This window comes from Bacteroides sp. 90-K9/2, from assembly GCF_047310725.1.
GTDB classification, from domain to species: Bacteria; Bacteroidota; Bacteroidia; order Bacteroidales; family Bacteroidaceae; genus Bacteroides; species Bacteroides vicugnae.
The window spans coordinates 85,169-107,247 of sequence record NZ_JBCGVL010000014.1; the positions used below are offsets into that span (position 1 = coordinate 85,169).

The 22,079-nt window shown below is 41.9% G+C and carries 12 protein-coding genes; 5 read left to right on the top strand and 7 right to left on the bottom strand.

Features of this window, described 5'->3' with window-relative positions; all coding sequences use genetic code 11:
- The first annotated feature begins 82 nt into the window (after positions 1–82).
- Genes dut through AAHJ11_RS21175 form a run of 5 tightly spaced genes read left to right on the top strand, consistent with a single transcriptional unit; the run spans position 83 to position 8,222 of the window.
- The gene (gene dut, locus AAHJ11_RS21155; RefSeq protein WP_004307331.1) at positions 83–514 is read left to right on the top strand and encodes a dUTP diphosphatase; all 432 of its coding nucleotides are present in this window, start codon (positions 83–85) and stop codon (positions 512–514) included.
- A 24-nt stretch (positions 515–538) separates the two neighbouring features.
- Positions 539–2,311 carry a tetratricopeptide repeat protein gene (locus AAHJ11_RS21160; RefSeq protein ID WP_148364146.1) on the top strand — a complete coding sequence of 591 codons (1,773 nt, stop codon included), beginning with the start codon at positions 539–541 and terminating at the stop codon, positions 2,309–2,311.
- Entirely contained in the window at positions 2,308–2,883 is a 576-nt protein-coding gene (locus tag AAHJ11_RS21165; protein WP_148364145.1) for a DUF4292 domain-containing protein, read from the top strand. The genes AAHJ11_RS21160 and AAHJ11_RS21165 overlap by 4 nt, the downstream gene beginning before the upstream one ends.
- Positions 2,880–4,181, top strand: coding sequence for a murein hydrolase activator EnvC family protein (locus tag AAHJ11_RS21170; protein ID WP_148364144.1), 1,302 nt, complete (start codon positions 2,880–2,882; stop codon positions 4,179–4,181). Before AAHJ11_RS21165 ends, AAHJ11_RS21170 begins: the two co-directional genes overlap by 4 nt.
- 24 nt (positions 4,182–4,205) lie before the next feature.
- A complete protein-coding gene (locus tag AAHJ11_RS21175; RefSeq protein ID WP_413580082.1) occupies positions 4,206–8,222 on the top strand; it encodes a two-component regulator propeller domain-containing protein in 4,017 nt (1,338 codons plus the stop codon).
- Between the two features lie 94 nt (positions 8,223–8,316).
- Here the strand turns inward: AAHJ11_RS21175 and AAHJ11_RS21180 are convergent, their stop codons facing one another.
- The 7 genes from AAHJ11_RS21180 to AAHJ11_RS21210 all read right to left on the bottom strand — a co-directional run bounded on the left by AAHJ11_RS21180 (position 8,317) and on the right by AAHJ11_RS21210 (position 22,034).
- Positions 8,317–10,002, bottom strand: coding sequence for an arylsulfatase (locus AAHJ11_RS21180; RefSeq protein WP_148364142.1), 1,686 nt, complete (start codon positions 10,000–10,002; stop codon positions 8,317–8,319).
- A gap of 12 nt (positions 10,003–10,014) precedes the next feature.
- Entirely contained in the window at positions 10,015–11,376 is a 1,362-nt protein-coding gene (locus tag AAHJ11_RS21185) for a sulfatase-like hydrolase/transferase (RefSeq protein WP_320996080.1), read from the bottom strand.
- Positions 11,377–11,612: 236 nt separating this feature from the next.
- Positions 11,613–12,554 (bottom strand): hypothetical protein, encoded by a 942-nt coding sequence (locus AAHJ11_RS21190; protein WP_320996081.1) that lies wholly within the window; start codon positions 12,552–12,554, stop codon positions 11,613–11,615.
- Between the two features lie 35 nt (positions 12,555–12,589).
- Positions 12,590–14,299: a RagB/SusD family nutrient uptake outer membrane protein gene (locus AAHJ11_RS21195; RefSeq protein WP_195648895.1), complete on the bottom strand. Its 1,710-nt coding sequence runs from the start codon at positions 14,297–14,299 to the stop codon at positions 12,590–12,592.
- A gap of 19 nt (positions 14,300–14,318) precedes the next feature.
- Positions 14,319–17,435 (bottom strand): SusC/RagA family TonB-linked outer membrane protein, encoded by a 3,117-nt coding sequence (locus AAHJ11_RS21200; protein WP_148364138.1) that lies wholly within the window; start codon positions 17,433–17,435, stop codon positions 14,319–14,321.
- Positions 17,436–17,467: 32 nt separating this feature from the next.
- Positions 17,468–19,222 (bottom strand): RagB/SusD family nutrient uptake outer membrane protein, encoded by a 1,755-nt coding sequence (locus AAHJ11_RS21205; RefSeq protein WP_148364137.1) that lies wholly within the window; start codon positions 19,220–19,222, stop codon positions 17,468–17,470.
- A gap of 4 nt (positions 19,223–19,226) precedes the next feature.
- Entirely contained in the window at positions 19,227–22,034 is a 2,808-nt protein-coding gene (locus AAHJ11_RS21210; RefSeq protein WP_148364136.1) for a SusC/RagA family TonB-linked outer membrane protein, read from the bottom strand.
- Positions 22,035–22,079: the final 45 nt, after the last annotated feature.

Consider the following 22,079-nt stretch of genomic DNA (forward strand, 5'->3'; position numbering starts at 1 on the left):
CGGTACATTATTTAACTGCAAACTTAACTATTTTTCAGTTCAAAATGTGTATTTTCGCCCGTTAAATAGTAAACATGCATTTATGAATATTCAAGTTATCAATAAATCGAAGCATCCGCTTCCGGCTTATGCCACTGAATTGTCCGCAGGAATGGATATCCGTGCTAATCTTTCTGAACCTATCACACTGGAACCGTTGCAACGTTGTCTGGTGCCGACAGGACTGTATATCGCCTTGCCGAAGGGATTTGAGGCACAGGTTCGTCCACGTAGCGGACTGGCAATCAAGAAAGGGATTACGGTGCTCAATTCTCCGGGTACGATTGATGCGGATTATCGTGGGGAAGTTTGTATCATTTTAGTCAATCTCTCCTCTGAAACGTTTGTGATTGAAGACGGTGAACGTATCGCGCAGATGGTGATAGCGAAGCACGAACAGCCTGCATGGCAGGAAGTAGAGGTGCTGGATGAAACAGAACGGGGAGCCGGTGGTTTCGGACATACCGGAGTATGATGAATGCTTAATGGAGAAAATAGAATGAAGATAAAAATAGGATGGCTGTTCGTGACGGTATTGATGCTCACTTCGTGTGGGGGAATCCGGTCTGTGCGTACAGCAAAAACAACAGCGAAAGCAGATGGAGCTTCTTTGATGAAGGAAACATGGCTTTCTGCTGAACAACAGCGTAAATATGACTACTTCTTCTTGGAAGCCATGCGGATGAAAGGAAAGAATGAGTATGATGCGGCATTTGGATTGCTACAGCATTGTCTGGATATCAACCCCACTGCTTCTTCTGCGCTTTATGAAATATCGCAATATTATATGTTCCTTCGCCAGGTGCCGCAAGGTCAGGCTGCTCTGGAGCAGGCAGTGGCTTTTGCGCCTGATAACTATTGGTATAGTCAGGGATTGGTCAGTCTGTATCAGCAACAAAATGAATTGGATAAGGCTGCGGCTTTGCTTGAGAAGATGGTCACCCGTTTCCCGTCGAAACAGGACCCTTTGTTCAGCCTTCTTGATATTTACAGTCGCCAGGAGAAGTATAATGATGTCATTTCCACATTGAACCGTTTAGAGAAACGTCTGGGTAAGAATGAGCAGCTGTCTATGGAGAAATTCCGGATTTATCTTCAGATGAAAGATGATAAGAAAGCATTTCAGGAAATAGAAAGTCTGGTACAGGAATATCCGATGGATATGCGTTATCAGGTGATCCTGGGAGATGTATATCTTCAGAATGGGAAAAAGCAGGAAGCTTATGATGTATACCAGAAAGTTCTGGCTGTAGAACCTGATAATCCGATGGCTCTTTTCTCGATGGCTTCTTATTATGAACAGACCGGTCAGAAAGAATTGTATCAACAGCAACTGGATACGTTGTTATTGAACAAAAAGGTGACTTCTGATACTAAAATCAGTGTCATGAGACAGGTGATTGCGGAAAATGAACAGTCATCCGCTAAAGATAGCACTCAGGTGATTGAGTTGTTTGACCGGATGATGAAGCAGGATATGGATGATCCGCAGATACCGATGCTTTATTCTCAATACCTGTTGTCGAAGAATATGGAACAGGAAGCTGTGCCGGTATTGGAGCAGGTGGTTGATCTGGATCCTACTAATAAGGCTGCCCGTTTGATGCTAGTCAGTGCGGCGGTGAAGAAGGAAGATTACAAGCAAATTATCAAGGTCTGCGAACCGGGCATTGAAGCCACTCCGGATGCGTTGGAACTTTATTATTATCTGGCTATCGCTTATCATCAGGCAGAACAGGGAGATAGTGTATTGAGTGTTTGTAATAGAGCATTGGAACATATAGCTCCTGATACGAGGAAAGAAGTCGTTTCAGATTTTTATTCTATCATGGGGGATATTTATCATACCAAGAAACAGATGGCGGAGGCTTATGCTGCTTACGATTCGGCTTTGGTATATAATCCTTCCAATATTGGCGCATTAAATAATTATGCTTATTATCTGTCTGTGGAACGTCGTGATTTGGACAAAGCGGAGGAGATGAGTTACAAAACGGTGAAAGCTGAACCTAATAATTCAACCTATCTCGACACTTATGCCTGGATTCTTTTCGAAAAGGGAAACTATGCCGAAGCCCGTATCTACATTGATAATGCGATGAAGAACGATGGTGAGAAAAGTGATGTGATTGTGGAGCATTGCGGAGATATTTATTTTATGACCGGTGATGTGGAAGGTGCGTTGAAATACTGGAAGAAGGCACTGGAAATGGGTAGCGAGTCGAAGATGTTGAAACAGAAAATAGAAAAGAAGAAATATATTGCGGAATGAAAAGAATAGTTTATCTATTGTTGGTGGTGGTAGTGTTGGCAGGCTGTAAGAGTTCGAAGCATTTAGCGACCTCGGAAACTAAGACTTCGACAAAGACGCAGACCTCCAGTTATTTGGCTTCCAAGCTTCAATTGACCATTCCCGGTAAGAAGGGGAGTATGTCTGTAGGGGGAACCCTAAAAATGAAAACTCATGAGCGGGTACAAATCTCCTTATTGATGCCTATTCTCCGTACGGAAGTGGCACGTATAGAAGTAACTCCCGACGAAGTGCTGCTTGTAGACCGGATGAATAAACGCTTCGTTCGTGCAACAAAGGCTGAATTGAAGAATGTGTTATCGAAGAATGTGGAATTCTCCCGTTTGGAAAAGATATTGATGGATGCTTCTCTTCCTGGCGGAAAGACAGAACTGACAGGAAAGGATATAGGAATCCCCTCATTGGAAAAGGCTAAAGTTCAACTTTATGAGTTTTCGACACAGGAGTTTTCAATGACTCCGACGGAACTGACGTCTAAGTATAACCAAATTCCTTTGGAAGAATTAGTAAAAATGCTGGTAGCTTTATTATGATGAAACGTTTCTTTGTTATTCTAATCAGTTGCCTTTGGTTGGCAGTTCCTCTTTTCGCTCAATCGAACAAGTTGATTCGTGAGCTGGAAAGTAAACGCGGCACGCTGCAAAAACAGATTGCCGAATCGGAATCTATATTGAAGAATACAAAGAAAGATGTGGGAAGCCAGTTGAACAGCTTGGCTGTGTTGACGGGGCAGATTGAAGAACGGAAACGCTATATCATGGCTATAAACAATGATGTGGAAGCTATCCAGCGTGAACTGGCGTCATTGGAACGTCAGTTGAGAGGGTTGGAGAAGGATTTGAAAGATAAAAAGAAGAAATATGAAGCTTCTGTCCAGTACTTGTATAAGAATAAGTCGATAGAGGAGAAGCTGATGTTTATTTTTTCGGCAAAGAACTTGGGACAGACTTACCGCCGTATGCGCTATGTCCGTGAATATGCTACTTATCAACGTCTGCAAGGGGAGGAAATCCTGAAGAAACAAGAACAGATACGCAAGAAGAAAGCGGAACGGCAACAGGTGAAAGCTGCCAAGGAGAGCCTGCTGCAGGAACGCGAGAGCGAAAAGGTCAAGCTGGAGGAACAGGAAAAGGAGAAGCGTACGTTGGTGACTAATCTGCAAAAGAAACAGAAAGGATTGCAGAATGAGATTAATAAAAAACGCAGGGAAGCCAATCAACTGAATGCCCGTATTGATAAATTAATTGCGGAAGAAATAGAACGTGCCCGTAAGCGTGCACAGGAAGAAGCCCGTCGTGAAGCCGCTGCACGTAAGAAAGAGGAAAGTAAGGAGGGGAAATCCACTGCAACGGAAGCGGCTGCGAAATCGAAACCTCTTGATGCTTATACCATGAGCAAGGCGGATCGGGAATTATCGGGTAATTTTGCTGCTAACCGCGGAAAACTGCCAATGCCTATATCCGGAGCTTATATCATTACCAGCCGTTACGGGCAATATGCTGTAGAGGGCTTACGCAACGTGAAACTGGATAACAAGGGTATTGATATTCAGGGAAGACCGGGTGCACAGGCACGTGCCATTTTTGATGGAAAGGTGGCGGCTGTATTCCAATTGAACGGATTATTTAACGTTCTCATTCGTCATGGTGATTATATTTCTGTTTATTGCAATCTTTCTTCTGCCTCCGTTAAGGCTGGTGATACGGTGAAGACGAAGCAGTCTATCGGCCAGGTCTTTTCCGACGCTACGGATAATGGGCGGACGGTATTGCATTTCCAGTTGCGCAGGGAGAAAGAAAAGCTGAACCCTGAACCTTGGCTGAATCGATAATTGAATTAAAAACACACACAGAGAATGAAGTTAACTAAAATACTAATATGCTTGCTGGTCTTCTGGGCCGGAACATTATCTGCGTCTCCTTATTTTTCATTCAAGAAATACCAGGTGGAGGATGGGTTGTCTCATAATACCGTGTGGTGTGCCCTTCAAGACAGTTATGGCTTTATCTGGCTGGGTACCAGTGACGGATTGAACCGTTATGACGGACGAGGCAATAAAGTGTACCGGAATGTTCTCAACGATAAATTTTCATTAGAAAATAATTTCGTAGAAGCCTTGATAGAAGTGGACAAGACTATCTGGGTCGGAACGAACTCCGGACTTTATATTTATGACCGCGATACCGATCGTTTTTCTTATTTTGATAAAACTACGCAGTATGGTGTATATATCAGTAGTGAGATTAAAAAGATTATAAAGACGGAAAATGGTCTTATCTGGATTGCGACTTTGGGACAGGGATTTTTTATTTATGATCCGAAAACAGAGGTGTTGACTCAAAATAGTGTCCAGACTTCTTTTGTGTGGGACCTTTGTCAGAGTGCCGATCAAAAGAGGGTGTATATCTCTTCTCTACAGGAAGGATTGTTGTGTTTTGACGAGAATGGCAAGTTTCTCCGGGCATACGAAATCTCATTGGAAACAAATGCCTCCGATAGTTATAAGGTGAACTGCATTCAGAATATCGATGGAGAAATCTGGATTGGTGCAGGAAGCAATCTGCTGAGTCGCTTGGATGAACGAACCGAAGCTATAGATAACTACAGTGGTTCGGCGTTTAATTTCGGAGCTGTTCATTGCTTGTTGAAGTATACGGACAAAGAGTTGTTGGTAGGGACTGATAACGGGCTTTATCTGTTCAATCAGAATACAAACACATTCCAGCGGGCGGATAATCCGGCGGATCCGAGAAGTTTGAGCGATCAGACCATCAATGGAATGATGTGGGATGCTGAAGGAGCTCTTTGGGTGTTGACCAATCTGGGAGGAATCAACTATATGTCCAAGCAAACTAAACGCTTTGATTATTATTCGCCTGCCTATTTGTCCGGGGTGCCGGGAGCAGGGGAGGTGGTTGCTCCTTTCTGTGAGAGTAAAGATGGGAATATCTGGATTGGAACTCAAAGCGGTTTGTATTTCTTTAATGCTGCTACCCAAGAGCTTTCTCCCTATGCTATTGGAGGAGCTAAAAGTCAGAAATATGATATTCGTTCTTTAATGTTGGACGGCGACTACCTATGGATCGGGACTTATGCCGGAGGAATACGGGTTGTTAATTTGCGCACAAGAGCAGTGAAGGCTTATACTCACTCTCGTGGAATCCCGAATACAATTTGTAGCAATGATGTGTTATGTATCTATAAAGGACGGAAAGGAGATATCTATGTAGGGACGAGTTGGGGATTATGCTGTTATGACTCTGCGAAAGATAACTTTATGACTATCACAAGTGTCGGTTCAATGGTTTCTGTTGTCGATATATATGAGGATATGTACAATCATCTTTGGATTGCGACTTCCAATAGTGGTGTGTTTTCTTACAACACGATGAATGCCCATTGGAAGCATTATCAGCATGAACGGGAAGACTCGACCACAATTACCAGCAATTCGGTCATCACTCTGTTTGAAGATGCGAAAGGAACCATGTGGTTTGGTACTAATGGAGGAGGGTTGTGTTCCTTTGATCCTAAAACGAAAACATTCATTGAATTTGATCCGCATAATACCTTATTACCTAATAAGGTTATTTATGCGATTGAACAAGATCAGGGAGGTGATTTCTGGATATCCAGTAATGCCGGAATTTTCAAGATTAATCCTCTCACTAAAGATCATTTCCGACAATTTACGATTAATGATGGTTTGCAGGGAAATCAGTTTATGGCTCGATCTTCATTGAAATCATCCGAAGGAAAATTGTATTTTGGTGGAATAAATGGCTTTAATGTATTTCAGCCCGAACAGTTTGTGGATAACAAATACATTCCTCCGGTTTATGTGACCGACATCCGGTTGCCTTATCAGACTGATGAACTGGAAGTAAAGAAACTGCTTCAGTTGGATAAACCGCTTTATATGGCCGATAAGGTGACTTTATCTTATGAGAACAACAGTTTCTCCATCCGATTTGTCGCTCTTAGTTTTGAAGATCCGGCAAAGAACCGATATTCTTATATACTTCGGGGAGTGGATAAGGAATGGATTATGAATACCGAGAATAATGTGGCTTCTTATACCAATTTGCCTCCCGGTGAGTATCTGTTCGAAGTCAGAGGTTCTAATAATGACCGTCAGTGGAATGAGAAGACTACTACTTTAAAGGTGGTGATTACTCCTCCCTGGTGGCGTAGTACTTTGGCTTATGTTGTTTATGTTCTCATGTTATTGGGATGGATCGGCTGGATGGCCTGGCGATGGAATCTCCGCGTTAAACGCAAATATAAACGGCGGATGGAAAAATATCAGACTGCCAAGGAACAGGAAGTTTATAAGTCGAAGATTAGCTTCTTCATCAATTTGGTGCATGAGATACGTACTCCGCTTAGTTTGATACGTCTTCCCTTGGAAAAACTGTTGGAGAAAGAGCGTGAAGGGAAAGATCTCAAGTATCTGTCTGTGATAGATAAGAATGTAAATTATCTGTTGGGAATTACTAATGAATTGCTTGACTTCCAGAAAATGGAGAGTGGCACGCTGCATTTGAATTTGAAGAAGAGTGATATTAAGGAACTTGTCAGTGATGTTTATAACCAATTTACAAGCCCTGCTGAATTAAAGGGAATTGATTTACAATTGACTGTTCCAGAACAAGAGCTGGTGTCTACGGTGGATCGGGAGAAATTAAGTAAGATTCTTGTTAACCTGATGGGAAATGCCATCAAATATGCTCATGCGCATATTGAATTGAAACTAGTTGTCACTGATAAAGGATATGAGATACAGGTGAATGATGATGGTCCCGGAATACCGGATGAACAGAAACAAAAGATATTTGAAGCTTTCTATCAACTGCCTGATGATAAGGTGGCTACGGCTGTAGGTACCGGTATCGGATTGGCTTTTGCAAAGTCTTTGGCGGAGGCTCACCAGGGAGATTTGTACTTGGAAGATAATGTTGGAGGCGGTTCTTCATTTATATTGTCTCTTCCGGTCAAAGAGTGGGAGACGGAGAAAACGGCTGATATTGTAGAAATGCATCCGGAACATGTGGATGTTTCTGATGCTGTATCTTCGGAGTATTCAGGGAAGAAGTTTACGGTTCTGCTGGTTGAGGATAATGTTGATTTATTGAATCTGACTCGCGAGTCGTTGGCAGAATGGTTCCGTGTGTTGAGGGCTTCCAATGGTCGTGAAGCACTTGAAGTGCTTGCGCAGGAAAATGTAGATGTCATAGTAAGCGACGTTATGATGCCGGAGATGGATGGTCTGGAACTTTGTTGCAAAGTGAAGTCTGAAATCTCTTATTCCCATATTCCGGTCATTTTATTGACGGCAAAAACCACTTTGGAGTCTAAAGTCGAAGGACTTACATGTGGAGCAGATGTATATGTGGAGAAACCATTTTCTATCAAACAACTTCATATGCAGATCGAGAATTTGCTGAAGTTGAGGCAGTCTTTCCATAAATTGATGGTGAGCCTGGCTGGGGATACGGTGGCTGTTTCGACAACGGACTTTGCGATGTCGCAGAAAGACTGTGAATTCATTGCGAAGATACAAGGGGTGATAGCCGAACAGCTGGCAGATGAGAACTTTTCGATAGATACCTTGTCTGAACAGATGAATATGAGCCGTTCCAATTTCTATCGGAAGATCAAGGCTTTGTCCGGAATGTCACCTAATGATTATTTGAAGACACTTCGTATGAATAGAGCTGCTGAACTGATTATGAGCGGTACCCGGATTTCTGAAGTGGCAGCACAGGTGGGATTTACTTCTTCTTCTTATTTTGCGAAATGTTTTAAAGCGCAATATGGCGTATTACCTAAAGAATATAATGGTCAGCCTCCGGTTTCAGGTGAGGAGTGATAGATTGCATAAAGCATATAAAAAGACTCCTGCCGGGAAATATCTTATGATATTGCGGCAGGAGTCTTTTATAAAATAATCAATTGAATGCTTTTTATTTCTTTTTTTGTCCCGGATAAGGTTCTACCATACAACGTTTCGCCCACGCTTCGTAAGCTTTTGTCATTTCCGCTACTTTTTCAGGGTGTTGCGCTGCCAGATTATGCATTTCGCTCCGGTCTTCATTCAGGTTGTATAACTCCCATTTAGCGTTTTCTCCCGGACGAACCAGCTTCCATCCATCTTTAGAAAGAAATGCACGTTCATTGTAATGCTCGAATCCCAAATAGTCGTGTCCTTCACGATGTCCGTTCTTGAAAATAGGAACCAAGCTCTTACCTTCTAATGGAATGATGTCGTTTCCTTTGTATTTGGTAGGATAAGTAGCTCCCGCCATATCGATACAGGTTGCCATAATATCCATCACATGCCCGATTTCAGGAGTCATCTTGCCGACATTCTTCTTGATACCTTTCGGCCAGTGAGCAATCATCGGAGTACAGATACCTCCTTCATAAGATTTAGCTTTCCAGAAACGGAACGGTGTATTGGCTACGTTTGCCCAACGTGCTCCCAGTGAAGCATAAGTTGTTTCCGGTCCGGGTAGTACTTCTTTGTTATGAGGATAAACCATTTTCTCCCCTTTACGTGTCATGTCAGGACGGTCGTTTTCTCCAGGAGAGTAGTTCTGACAATTTTCATTGCTGCATCCGTTATCGGAAAGGAATAGAATCAATGTGTTTTCAAGCTGTCCTGTCTTTTCCAGAGCATCGATTACTTGTCCTATTCCCTGGTCCATACGGTCGATCATGGCTGCATGAACAGCCATGGCGCGAGCATCCCATTCAGCATGTGGATTATCTTCCCATTTATCTTTGAACTGTCTGTCAGACAGGAAATTATCCATGTCAGGGAATATACCCAGTTGTTTCTGACGTTCGTAACGTGCATTACGAATGGCTTCCCAACCTACTTTATAGGTATCCTTGTATTTCTCAATATCTTCCGGCAATGCGTGCAACGGCCAGTGTGGTGCTGTGTAAGCCAGGTACATAAAGAATGGTTTATCGTCTTTGGCATACTCTTTCACTTCTTTCACTGCACGGTCTGAAAGTGCCTGTGTGATGTAATATCCGTCGGGTACTTCTTTTACGGGTACTTCTCCTTCTACTAGACTGAATGGATCAAAATAATCTACCACTCCATAAATCGTACCATAATGGGTGTCAAATCCTCGATTCACCGGATAATGACAGAGGTCAGAGTAGGTTTCGTGGTATACGTGGTGTGCGAGCCATTCGCGTTGGTCTTTGCGTAAGGGAGTCTCGGCGATATGCCATTTACCTACCATGCTGGTTGCATATCCTGATTCTTTCAATACTTCAGCAATGGTAACTGCATTGCGTGATAGTGTACCCCGGTATCCCGGCAGGTGGTCATCGAAAGTCATTCGTCCGATTCCTGCCTGATGTTGATAAAGTCCTGTTAATAAGGAAGCGCGTGTCGGACAGCTCCGACTGGTGTTATAGAAATGATTGAAACGTACTCCTTGTTTTGCCAGTTTGTCCAGATTAGGTGTGTGGATTTCACTACCGTAGCATCCCAAGTCGGAATAACCGAGGTCATCCGCCAGAATTACCAGGATATTAGGTCTCTGATCAGACTTTTTTCCTTTGGCGTTTGCTGCAGTGTTGCCGGCTATCATTAGCGCCGCCGGCAGAATAAAAGCTTTAGAATTCATGAATATTATTGTTTAATTAGAGGTTTGTAGTCCTTTGTCTTTGTTTTCGGCATACCATTGGCATACCTTTTTGCTCAACTTGGTAACCAGATCAGGATGCTCACTTGCGATATTGCTCTTTTCAAACTTGTCCTTTTCCATGTCATATAGTTGTGCATCACTTCCGTCGCCATTCACTAATAATTTCCATTTTCCGCTGCGTATAGCTAAATGAGGGCTTCTGTCATAAGGATTTCCTGGAAAGCCAAAATGTTTGTTTCGTCCGAAGTCCCACATTAAATCAGTCTTGCGTTTAGCTTCCGATTTACCGAGAAGAATTTTTGCATAGTTCTGTCCATCACCTTTGTAACCTTTTTCTGTTTTGATTCCGGCTACAGAACACAAAGTCGGATATAAATCTACAGCGCATAATACGGACTCGTTATTTACCTGTCCGGCTTTAATTTTCTTTGGATATCTAACGATGAACGGCATACGGATACCTCCTTCATAAAGACTATTTTTAGTTCCTCTCAAATATGCGGAACGTACAGATTTAAAGCTAGGTGCGGGACCATTGTCGCTAGTGAAAATAATGATTGTATTTTCTCCCACTCCCAACTCATCCAAAGCTTTGATGAAACGTCCGAGTTGTTTGTCCATTTCTGCAAGTACAGGAGCAAACGCTTCTTGTGTTTCCCAGCTTTTTCTTTCCTTTTGTTTGAATTCCGGTACCCAAGGGGTATGCATATCATCCGGCCATAGGTTTAGGAAGAATGGTTCGTCTTTGTGCTTTTTTACAAACTCAATACTTTTATCTACAAAGTATTCAGTACGTCTCCAACGTTTTACGCTGTCTTTATCCGACCATATCCACTTGGTTGCAGTGATTGTCGGGTCCGGGTCCGGACTTTCGTAGGTTGATATGTATTCGTCAAAACCGTAATTCTTAATAGAAGGAGCATTGTGCACGTCACGTCCGCCTCCCATGTGCCATTTTCCGATGTGTCCGGTTGAGTAACCTGCATTTTGGAAGGCACGTGCCATTGAAGGCAACTTATCATCAAGAAAATTACGTTGTTCGCATCTCTTATTAGCAGCTTTGTCGTTCAGGAAAGTGTTGATTCCCACTTCAAGAGGAAAGAGACCTGTTGTCAGTCCACAGCGGGATGGAGAACTAACTGGTGCAGAAGAATAGTACTGGTTGAATAATAGTCCATCCTGTGCCAATTTATCAATATTAGGAGTAGGAGCGAATTTTCCTCCATAACAACCTATGTCACCGATACCCATATCATCGATATAGATAATTACTACATTAGGTTTTGTTTCTGCTTGTGTGTTAGCAATGGGGAGTAGGGCTCCCAGCCAGGGTAAATGTTTTTTTAGGTTCATAATTATTGTGATTTAATTAACTTTGTTTTTCATGATGTTGCACAAAAGTAGGGAAGATATCAGAGAAGGAAGGAAAAATACTAATCAATAAAGGAAAAAAAATGGTAGAATGATAGATTTCTCCTTTCTTCTGTTAATAAAACAGGAATAGAGAAGCTTGTAGAAACCAAAAACTTCTCTATTTTTCTAATTATTCTATGATACTATCATTGGAGAAAGTATCTTAAATGGGAACTTTACTTTACCATGGTTTTAGTCAGTAATTGTACCCATGAGTATTTTGTGTTTTCTACCCAATTATCCGGTGATACTTCGATCGTACCTGTTTTTGCTGTTATTTTTTGTATGCAAATCAATCCTTTCTTTCCATTGGCTGTTTTGAACAGGTAAACTTTATTTGCTTGAATAGCTAAAACTTCGGAGGTCGGATCTGCCAGACTTTCTATTGGGGTTGCATCTACCTGTGAGATTGCATTAAACTCCGCTTGTGATAAAGAGGTTTCAGCAAATAATGTGTGTTGCAAGCCGCTAATTGTCATCAAACCATACTCACTTCTTTTAGCTGGTGAAACAAAGGCAGGTACTGCTTCACTTCCCGAAGACAGGATAACATCTCCGAGTGAGAAATCTACTTCGTTTGTATATTTCATGGCATCAGCAGCTATATAGGTGCGTCCAAGAAGCCATGTTGCATAATAACAACCATAGTAGGCCGAGGCTGTTTCCACTATTTCTCCATCTTTTCCGTAATCCGGATCGGAGAATAAGACAGAAGGAGTAATCTCTACCAATAAGTTACGTTGGTACGTATGACCGTCAGCACCTAGAACGACTACTGTAATACAGGCATTTTCTTTTAAAGAAGTAAACTGGTAAGTTGTCTCATAATTAGGGGTTCCGTCTGCAAATGACTGGGCAGTTTCTTCTATCAGACTTCCTTGCATTCCGGTTTTAGAATCTGCCTGGTAGATTTCAAAACTCATGATTTCTCCCTGAACTTTGACAGTTGCTGTGTATTCTGCAACTCCTTTCTCTAATGATACTCTATTGTTCTGATCGACACCTGCAAATTCAATCTTAACAGGTGCTTCATAATCAACTTCATATTTATCTGCACAGCTAAATAGTCCGAATGAGCTGATTGATAAAATTAATGCAATTATACTATTTGTTTTCATGACTTTATTTTTTTTAAGTAAACATTCTATTTAGATTAGTATCCCGGATTCTGGTAGATATTCGGGCAGTTATTAACTTCATCCTGTGGTATTGGAGCCAAGTTCATGCGCTCGTTATAATTACGTGTATCCAAAGTTACCCGTTGATATTCACCGTTAATTTTCTTTATTCCGACAGCCGGTAATCTCATTACATCTTTTGCTATCAGCCATCTTCTTATATCAAAGAATCGATGATCTTCAAAACAAAGTTCTACACGGCGTTCTTTGCGTATGCGTTCCCGAAGGGTTGCCTGATTATAATCTGCGGCCAGTAAGTCTGTCGTGATACCGGCACGGCGACGGATCCTGTTAAGTTGGGCTATTGCTTTCTCTCTGGCTGTGTTCGTATCTTCAGCTTCATTCTCGGCTTCTGCATAATCAAGCAGGATTTCTGCATATCTCATCATTGGAAAGTCCATGTAAGTGGTACCACCTTTTCGATGATCGATACGGTCATCCAGGAACTTTGTCAGGAAGTATCCGCTTCCCCATCTATATGATTTTGACAGGTCTATTGTAGCTGGCTTACCGTTGACCAGAGGCCAGGTAGCACCATCACATAGAATGCTTTGCGCCAAACGGGGATCCCTGTTAGCATAAGGAGAATTTTCATTGTAACCGGAATTCGGGTTGATGATGGCTTTCGTATTTGATTCGTAACCGAGAATGGGCTGTGAACCGTCGAGCATATCATAACAATCTACCAACCATTGGTCCGGGCAAGTCAGTAGCTCCTTATTTACATTCCAGGGGTCAAAGGCAGGCATCATTCCGTAAAGATCATTTGCCGGTGCGCGGAGAAATCCCATGATTACCTCACCATTGGCACGAGTATTGAATAATCGTGTGTAGCTCTTTTCCGGAGTGGTCGGATCTTCATATAAACGATAGAAATCTCCGTTGTCAGAATATTCAATCATATCGTAGGCAGCATCAGCAGCTTCCCTCCAGGTCACTCCGGACGCATTGTGTAAGGGACTTGCTGCATAAAGTAATGTGCGTGCCAGATAGCCTAGGGCTGCTCCCCGGGTAGCTCTTCCGTAGTCTGCCGCATCGTATTTGTCCGGCAATACTCCCGGTTCTGCAAGTTCTTTGAATTCATTAGTAATCCAACGGACGGTGGTCTCTAACGATTCACGTTTGATTTCATCATAAAGCAACGGATCGAGTTCTTTGTCTCCGATTACTAATGCTCCGTAGAAACGAAACAGTTCGTGGTGATACAATGCACGCAGAAAACGTACTTGATTTTTCAAGGAGATCTTCTCTGCATCCTCCAGAGGTGAACGGTCTACGTTGTTTAGGAAGGTGTTTGCAGAACGAATGGCCTTATAGTAGAATATCCAGGGATGGTCACCGCCAATCAAACCTTTGGAAGCATCAATTCCTCCCTTGATAAATTTTTCGAGTTCGGGAATGACTGCACCTCCGGCACGGGTTGTATTTCCGGCTCCATCGTCTGTTGCGTTGTCAAGCATACAAGGTGAACCGCCAATGTTTGCCAAAAAGCCAAAGCTGCCCAGGCGGTCTCTCCCCATGCGCATACGTGCATACAAGTCGTATGCAACTTTGCGGGTCAAGGTAATGTCCGAATAAACTTTCTCTGTATCTGTAAGATCCAGTTCGGTTTCTTTCATCAGGCTATCTGCACTACAACTGGTAAGCAGGACAGCCGTTACAAAGGATATAAATAGTTTTCTCATAAATTATTCATTTCAAACATTAGAAATTCAGGTTGATACCAAAATTTATTACTTTTTGTTGTGGATAGAATTGTCCATTGCTATTGTTCGATGATTCAGGGTCTACCTTTTTTACGTTATCCCATGTAAAGAGATTGTAGGCATTCGCATATACTCTAAGTGAACGTACTCCGAATTTTTTCAATAGTTTGCGAGGTATAGTGTAGCCTAACTGAATGTTTTTCAGACGCAAGTATTTGGAGTCTTTCAACCAATAGTCGGATTTATAATAATTAGGATGTGCGGCAGTGGCTGCTTTTGTGAAACGTGGATATGTTGCTGTTGCCGCTGTCTCCGGTGTCCATCTTCCGATATGCTCTTCGTAATAATTCCCCCAGAAATTATCCCATGCAATATCTTGTTGCAGATAGATAGATGAACGGGCAGCTCCCTGAAGTAATATGCTAAAATCAAATCCTTTCCAGTTCAAACCGGCGGCAAGAGAGAAGGTCATCTCGGGCACCGGATTGTAACCGATAGGAGCCTGGTCGTTGGAATCGATCACTCCGTCATGATTCAAATCTTTGTATTTAATATCTCCTGGTCGGCTTACTTGTCCGAATTGAACGGGAGAACTTGCTATGTCTTCATAAGAACTGAAGAATCCGTCGGAAATATAGCCGATAAACTGTCCGATAGGATTGCCGGTTTGTGACATATAGGAATAGGGTTTCACTGATTCACTTTTCTCTACAATCTCATTGTGGGCATATCCGTAAATCCCTTTTACGGAATATCCAAAATCTCCTTTTTGATCTTGATATCCTATTTCCAGATCATATCCCTGATTTGTTACGACACCATAGTTTATGGGAGCCAGTCCGTTTGAACCGGCTGCCTGAGAATATCTTTCCGGTTCACATAAGATGTTACTGCGACGTTCTTTAAAAAAGTCGATACTGGCAGATATTTTGTCTTTCAGCCATTTTGTCTCAAGTCCTAAGTTGTATTTCCGTGCAACTTCCCATGTGATGTTTTCATTGGCACTTTTTCCTTGAATCAGACCTTTAATCGCAGGATTGTGTGTCTCTCCAAAAGTGTACCCTAATCCTTCATCATATCCTGAACGATAATAGTAAGAGAAGCCTCCCAGCTTGTCATTACCAACTTCACCATAAGAGAAGCGTAGTTTAGTAAAACTTAAGATAGGGTTTTCTTTAAAGAAAGGTTCATTAGTCAGTACCCATCCCATTGATGCTGCAGGGAAGAGCTGATAACGGTGTCCTTCCGCAAAACGGTTTGAACCGTTATAACCTGCGTTAACTTCGAGCAGATAGCGATTTTCATAATCATAGTTTACACGTCCTACTAAAGCCTGATAGATATGAGGCACGTAAGAATAGCGTCCGCCGGGGGTGGAGGTGTAACTCATATTATAAAGTGCCAGTCCGGATACGTTATGTCCGGAGAAGGACTGTTTATAGCGAACTGCTGCTTCAATATACTTACGGTGTGTAGCTGCCGTTTTGTTAGTGGCTTTTGTTGGCAACACCATTTCAAGCCCTTGTTTATAGGTTTCGTTAACAGGATTATATTGATAGATATTGGGACGCTGCTGTATGCTGCGGTTATTGCTCCAACCGGCATCGTAAGAGAACTTTCCGTCTATACTTAATCCTTTTAACAGTTTTCTTAGGTTATATTTGAAAGCAAAATCTGTCTCAAGCTTATTGTTGAAATCAAGAAAAAAACCTGTATAACATAACGTTACGAGTGGATTTTGTCTCCATATCCCATCGGCAGCGGCATAGGTACCATTCGCATTCAAGATGGGGAATGCTTGAGGAGAATTGCGGTAGAACATACCGAACAAACGCATGGCTTCCTGTCCATCAGCATCGTAGCCATAGGGACGGTTCTGACTTCCGAAACGATAAGCAAGATTCACGGATACTTTAAAATCTTCAGTCAGATTGATATCGATATTTGAACGGGTAGTGAGCCTATTGTACTTGTATTCTGAATTATAGCCTTCTTTGTACAAGCCTTTTGCTACATCTGGTGAGGCTGCTAAAAGAGCTTGTATCGTTTCGTGTTCTTTAATTTTGTCCACATCTGTCTCAAACATACCTGTTTGAGTAAAGTATCCCACAGAGACAAAGTAGCGTACTGTCTTGTTTCCACCGGATAAGTTGACGTTGTATTTTTGTTGGAAACCATTCTTCGTAAACATATCTACAAAGTCATTGTCCGGGTGTGTGAACGGACTTTTTTGGGTACGATAGAGATAGTTATCGTATTCTGAAAGAAAAAGGCTTCGGGTATTACCTGTATCGGAAGGGTCAAAGCCGTCATTGATAGCACCTTCACGCATGAATCTTGAAACGGATTCTGCACTTAGAGTTTGAGATATACGATTGAAGGAAGTAACACCGAATTCAGACGAGAAAGAAATTTGAGTTTCTCCTTCACGACCTCGTCGGGTAGTCACCAGTATCACACCATTTGCTCCTCGTACACCGTATACCGCCGTTGCAGAAGCATCCTTTAACACGGAGATGGTTTCAATATCATCAGGGTCGATTTGTGCCATAGGGCGTTCTACCCCGTCAATCAGTACCAAGGGGCTAGAATCGTTCAATGAAGCGCGACCACGAACAAACATCGTAGCCTGATCGCCACCGGGACGTCCGCTTTCCTGTCGGGTTACTAGTCCCGGGATGCGGCCGCCTAAAGCATTTGTGACACTTGATACAGGCATACTTTTCAAGTCTTGCGTCCCGACATTAGAAATGGAACCGGTGAGAGATACTTTTTTCTGTGTGCCATATCCTACAACAACGACTTCATCCAATTGCGCAACATCTTCTTCTAAAGTGACATTGATAAAAGGATGATTCTTTTTTATGGCAATAGATTGTTCAATAAAGCCAATCATTGAGATAAGAATTGTCTGTTCTGCTTCGTTGGACAATGTAAGAGTAAATTTGCCATCCAAACCAGTCACTATTCCATTATTAGTCCCTTTCTGAAGGACAGTAGCGCCAATCATCTCCATTCCTTGGGCATCTTTGACAATTCCGCTAACTTTGGTTTGTGCATAGACATGCCAGATGGAACTGGTTAAGCATATGAATAATATTATTATTTTTTTCATGTTTTCTATCTATTAAATAGTTTTGATCCCCATTACCAACCCGGATTTTGTTGAATGGAAGGGCTTTCCTTGATTACTTTCAGAGGAATGGGATGATAATACATGTAATCCTTAAAATTGCGTGCTTCATCTACTGTAAAGCGAGTATAATGAAGTCCGGAAACATTTTCTTCTACTTTCATTCCGACAATAGGTTCTCTTAGTTGATTGCCATCCATCCAACGTCGCAAATCAAAGTAACGATGTTCTTCAAAACAGAGTTCGATACGACGTTCTTGCTTCACCTTTTCCATGAAGTTATCATCTGTCACCCCATTAAGAAATTTATCATCTGTTCCGAATCCGGCTCTGGAACGTATTTTCTGTACGGCTTCTATTGCTGTCAAACCATAGCCTTCAGGGTCCGCATTCATGCCGTAAGCGTGATGCATGGCTTCTGCGTAGGAAAGTAGGATATCAGATAAGCGAATCATCGGGAATAAGTGGAAAACAGTACCTACATTAGCCTGTCCGAAGTTCAGGGTTTTGTCCAGGAACTTAGCCAAATAATACCCAGTATTGGTCGAACGGTTTTTCACTTGGTTGAGTCCGTCTATGGTTGTATTATCACTAATTCGCGTATAGATGGTATTCTTTCCATAAACCGAACCGTCATATCCAATAATTGCTGCCAGACGTGGGTCTCTGTTATTATACATGTTCTCGCCATCAGAAGAATGGGTATAATTACTTCCATCTTTCATAGTAAATGCATCGATTAATTGCTGTGAAGGTACTGTACCTCCTCCCTGATCTTTGGAAATAGTAGGGGGATAATGCCTGTTTTCCAGAGCATTGTCTTTGGCAGCTGTGTAGAACAATATGTATTCCTGATTAGGGTTAGCATGGATAAAGATCTTATCATACGTTTTAGCAGCAGTAAGAGCTATCAGGCTATATTTCTTATTTCCATTTGGGTTTATAGTTCCATCTGCATTCAGGTTAATTACATCTGCACAAGCTTTGGCGGCAAGTTGCCAGCGTTCTGTCACATCCGAGCCGTCAGTATACCCTAGTACTGGGTCATTATTATCTGTTCTGTTATAGAGTGGGCTTGCGGCGTAGAGTAACGTCTTGGCTTTAATGGCAAGTGCCATTCCTTTAGTCATACGGCCATAAGAACCATTCCCACCTTCCGGGTCAACTTTCAACACAGCGGCAGCACTCTCACACAACTGTACGATGTGATTGACACAGTCCTTGAAAGAGTCTCTTGCTTTTGTTTGCAGTTCAGGATCGTCAACTTCATAAATACGATCGACAATAGGAAAACCTCCGTAGTGTCTTAACAGGTTAAACTCAAATAAGGCCTGTAAACATTCAGTTTCCGCACAATAAGTGTCCTTAAATGCCTGGATATCTTCTTCTGTCTTATTTTGTAACACCAAGTCGGCTTCACGCAAATACTTGCGAGCAAAAACAGCTTGTTGGATTCCCTTGTATGAATTATTCCAGCATTCTTCAATCGGATTTGAAGAAGTGATATATCCACGAGACAACTTATGGATATCCGAATCTATGATTGTGCTTATTCCATCATTAGTGGCTGCATCTAAAAAGGCATTTCCTACGTGGTTGAAGCCTTCGGGAATATATGCATAAACCTGATTGATAGGTTTCAGATAGTTCTGCTCATTCGTAAAAATATCATCAGGTTGTGCCCAGTCATAGGGCATGTCATCCAGATAATCACAACCGGAAAGTGTAAGTGTTACGCTTATTGCTAAATAAATTATCGATTTTTTCATGCTATCAGAATTTTAAGGAACAACCTATACTCATGTTTCTCGTCAAAGGAGCCGCCAGTGAAGGCGCTTCAGGATCAACCCATTTATATTTTGTCCAGGTAATCAGATTCGTTCCGCTAAGGAAAAGTCTCAATCCCTTAAGATGGATTTTCTGTATCATTTTTACAGGAAAGTCATAAGAAACTTCCAACGTTTTCAATCTTAAGAAATCAGCATCTTTCACATTTAATGTACTTATCTGCCTGTTGTTAAGATTGGCATTGTCCAGTGTTGTTAAACGTGGGAATGCTGCATTCTGGTGTTCGGGTGTCCAATAATCAAGTTGATGCTCAAATATGGTTCCGTTGTCTGTAAAAGGATTCATTACGATGTCCGAATATTGATGAGAGACTTTTGCTGCTCCCTGAAACAATGCGGTGATCGAAAATCCTTTGTAGCCGACTCCTAGATTAATGCCATACATCATTCTGGGAATATCTCCATATCCGATAGGTATCATATCGTTTACATCGATCTGTCCGTCTTTGTTTATATCTTCATAACGTACATCGCCTGGTTGGACATCAGAGAATGTTTGTACAGGAGAGGCTGCTATTTCTTCCCAAGAGTTAAAAAAGCCTTTTGCGATGTATCCTCGGTTTTCTCCCAAAGGACGTCCCTGATTCTTCAACCATTCGTATGGCTGATCTACTTCGCCATTTGCAATCAGCTCATTCGTGGAATAAGAGAATGTACCTCCTATGAAATAGCTCCAATCTGCGATATTTGAATTCCACATGGCAGATAAGTCTACTCCATGGCTATTGATCTTGCCTATATTCTGCTTAAATTCTTTTACATTACCGACAAGAGAGCTGATTTTATTATTAACTACGTACATATCATGACGGTTGTCCTTGAAAAATTCAGCTGTAACAGATAGGTGGTCTGAAAATAGTCTGGTATCTATTCCGATGTTCAGAATTCTTGCTTTTTCCCAAGTCAGTCCGGGATTTGGAAGTATATCCTGAATATATCCTCCAAGTTTTGTTCCCATGTTTACCCCTGTGATGTAGACATCGTTTTGCGGCCACATACGTCCCCTGTAATAAAAGGCATCTACACCCGATGAGTTGCCGACTTGTCCATAAGATGCTTTTAGTTTCAGGTAGGGCACTAATTTTTGGACATCTTTCCAAAAGGATTCGTTAGAAACAGTCCATCCGGCAGATACTGTAGGGAAGAAACCGAATTTGTGTCCCGGCCCAAATTTGTGAGAACCTTGATAAGCTCCGATAACATCGATGCCATATCTTTTATCATAATTATAGCCGAACCAACCGTTTACGCTTTGGAAGCGGGTTGGTAATACCATTTCATCATTGCTTTCATATTGTTCATAGAAAGCTAAAGCCGAAACTCCATGTTTTCCAAAGGTACGGTTATAATCTAATTGAGCCACGATACCGGTCCGGCGGAAAGAACTGGTATTATCTACCTTGTTTATCATCGAGTCATCCTCGCGGGTCCGGCGGAGAACGTTCTCATTCGTGGCGTCCTTTTCGTAATATGCGAAAGTTATTGTACGTCTGATAGAAGAAACTGTGCGTGAATCCATAGATAAAGCAATAGAAGCTTTTAATCCCTCTGTTATGAAGGAAAGATCCTGTGAGAGTTTCGTACGGAAAGAACCATACAATTGTTTGTCCTGGAAGTAACCGGAGCGGTTTAGCATTGCCCATGGATTTTCACGGAATGCATTTCCTGCTACAATTTTTCCATCTTCTGTATTGATAATATTGCCGTATTGATCTGTATACCCTTGATCACTGTACCATTCAGGGAAGATTCCTTGCGGTAATGTGACCAGGTTTTTATAAATGTTTTCGGCTCCACTGCCAGGCCCGTTCTGGCTTTGATACCAGCCATACAAATTTACGTCCAGTTGGGTGGTGCGAGTTACAGCAAAATCAATATTGGAACGGATATTAAACCGTTCGGCAGAGTGATTGGTACTATAATCATGTGAATCATCCGTATTGAAGTAGCCATTGTTACGAGTGTACATTGCATTCACGAAATATGTACTTTTTTCAGTCCCTCCTTGGATATTAAGATTATAGCGCTGGCTCCATCGGGTATCTTTCAAGTATTTATCGGCCCAATCTACATTGGGATACAATATGGAATTAGGGTCATTGTTTGCATAATTCATAATGTCATAGTTGGAATACAGTGGATCCATATTGTCATTGTGACGGGCAATGTTATGCTGTCTTGCGTAATCGGCTGCATTTAATGACTCTAACTCTTTAAGTGGCTGTTGAGCTATTATTTGAGCTGTTAATTCAACCTGTGGTTTCCCTTTTATTCCTTTACGGGTTGTAACCAGAATAGCTCCACTGCCTGCACGCATTCCATATAAAGCTGTTGCTGCAGCATCTTTCAATACGGTAATTGATTCTACTTCGTGTGATGACAAAACAGCAAAATCCCGTTCTTGTCCATCAACCAGTACTAGCACATCGGATGAATTACTTCTCTGTCCTCTTATCCAGAATGAATTCTGTTCATTCACCAATCCACCACCTTGGACCTGCCGGGCAAAATAACCAGGTACCAATCCTGCTAATACTGCCGAAAGATTTGTAACGGGTAGATTACGTAACTGTTTACCCGAGATAGTGTAGGCTGAACCGTTATAATCTCCCATAGGAAGTACACGATAACCTAAATCTAAAGGTAAATCTTCTTTGTTTTGGACATTTTGTGCCTGGCTTATAAGAAAACCGGGTAATAGTCCAACTAACAAAATTTCTCTTAAGAACTTCATACGTATAAATTTTGAGTTAACACCATAGTAGTTTTATTGATTATT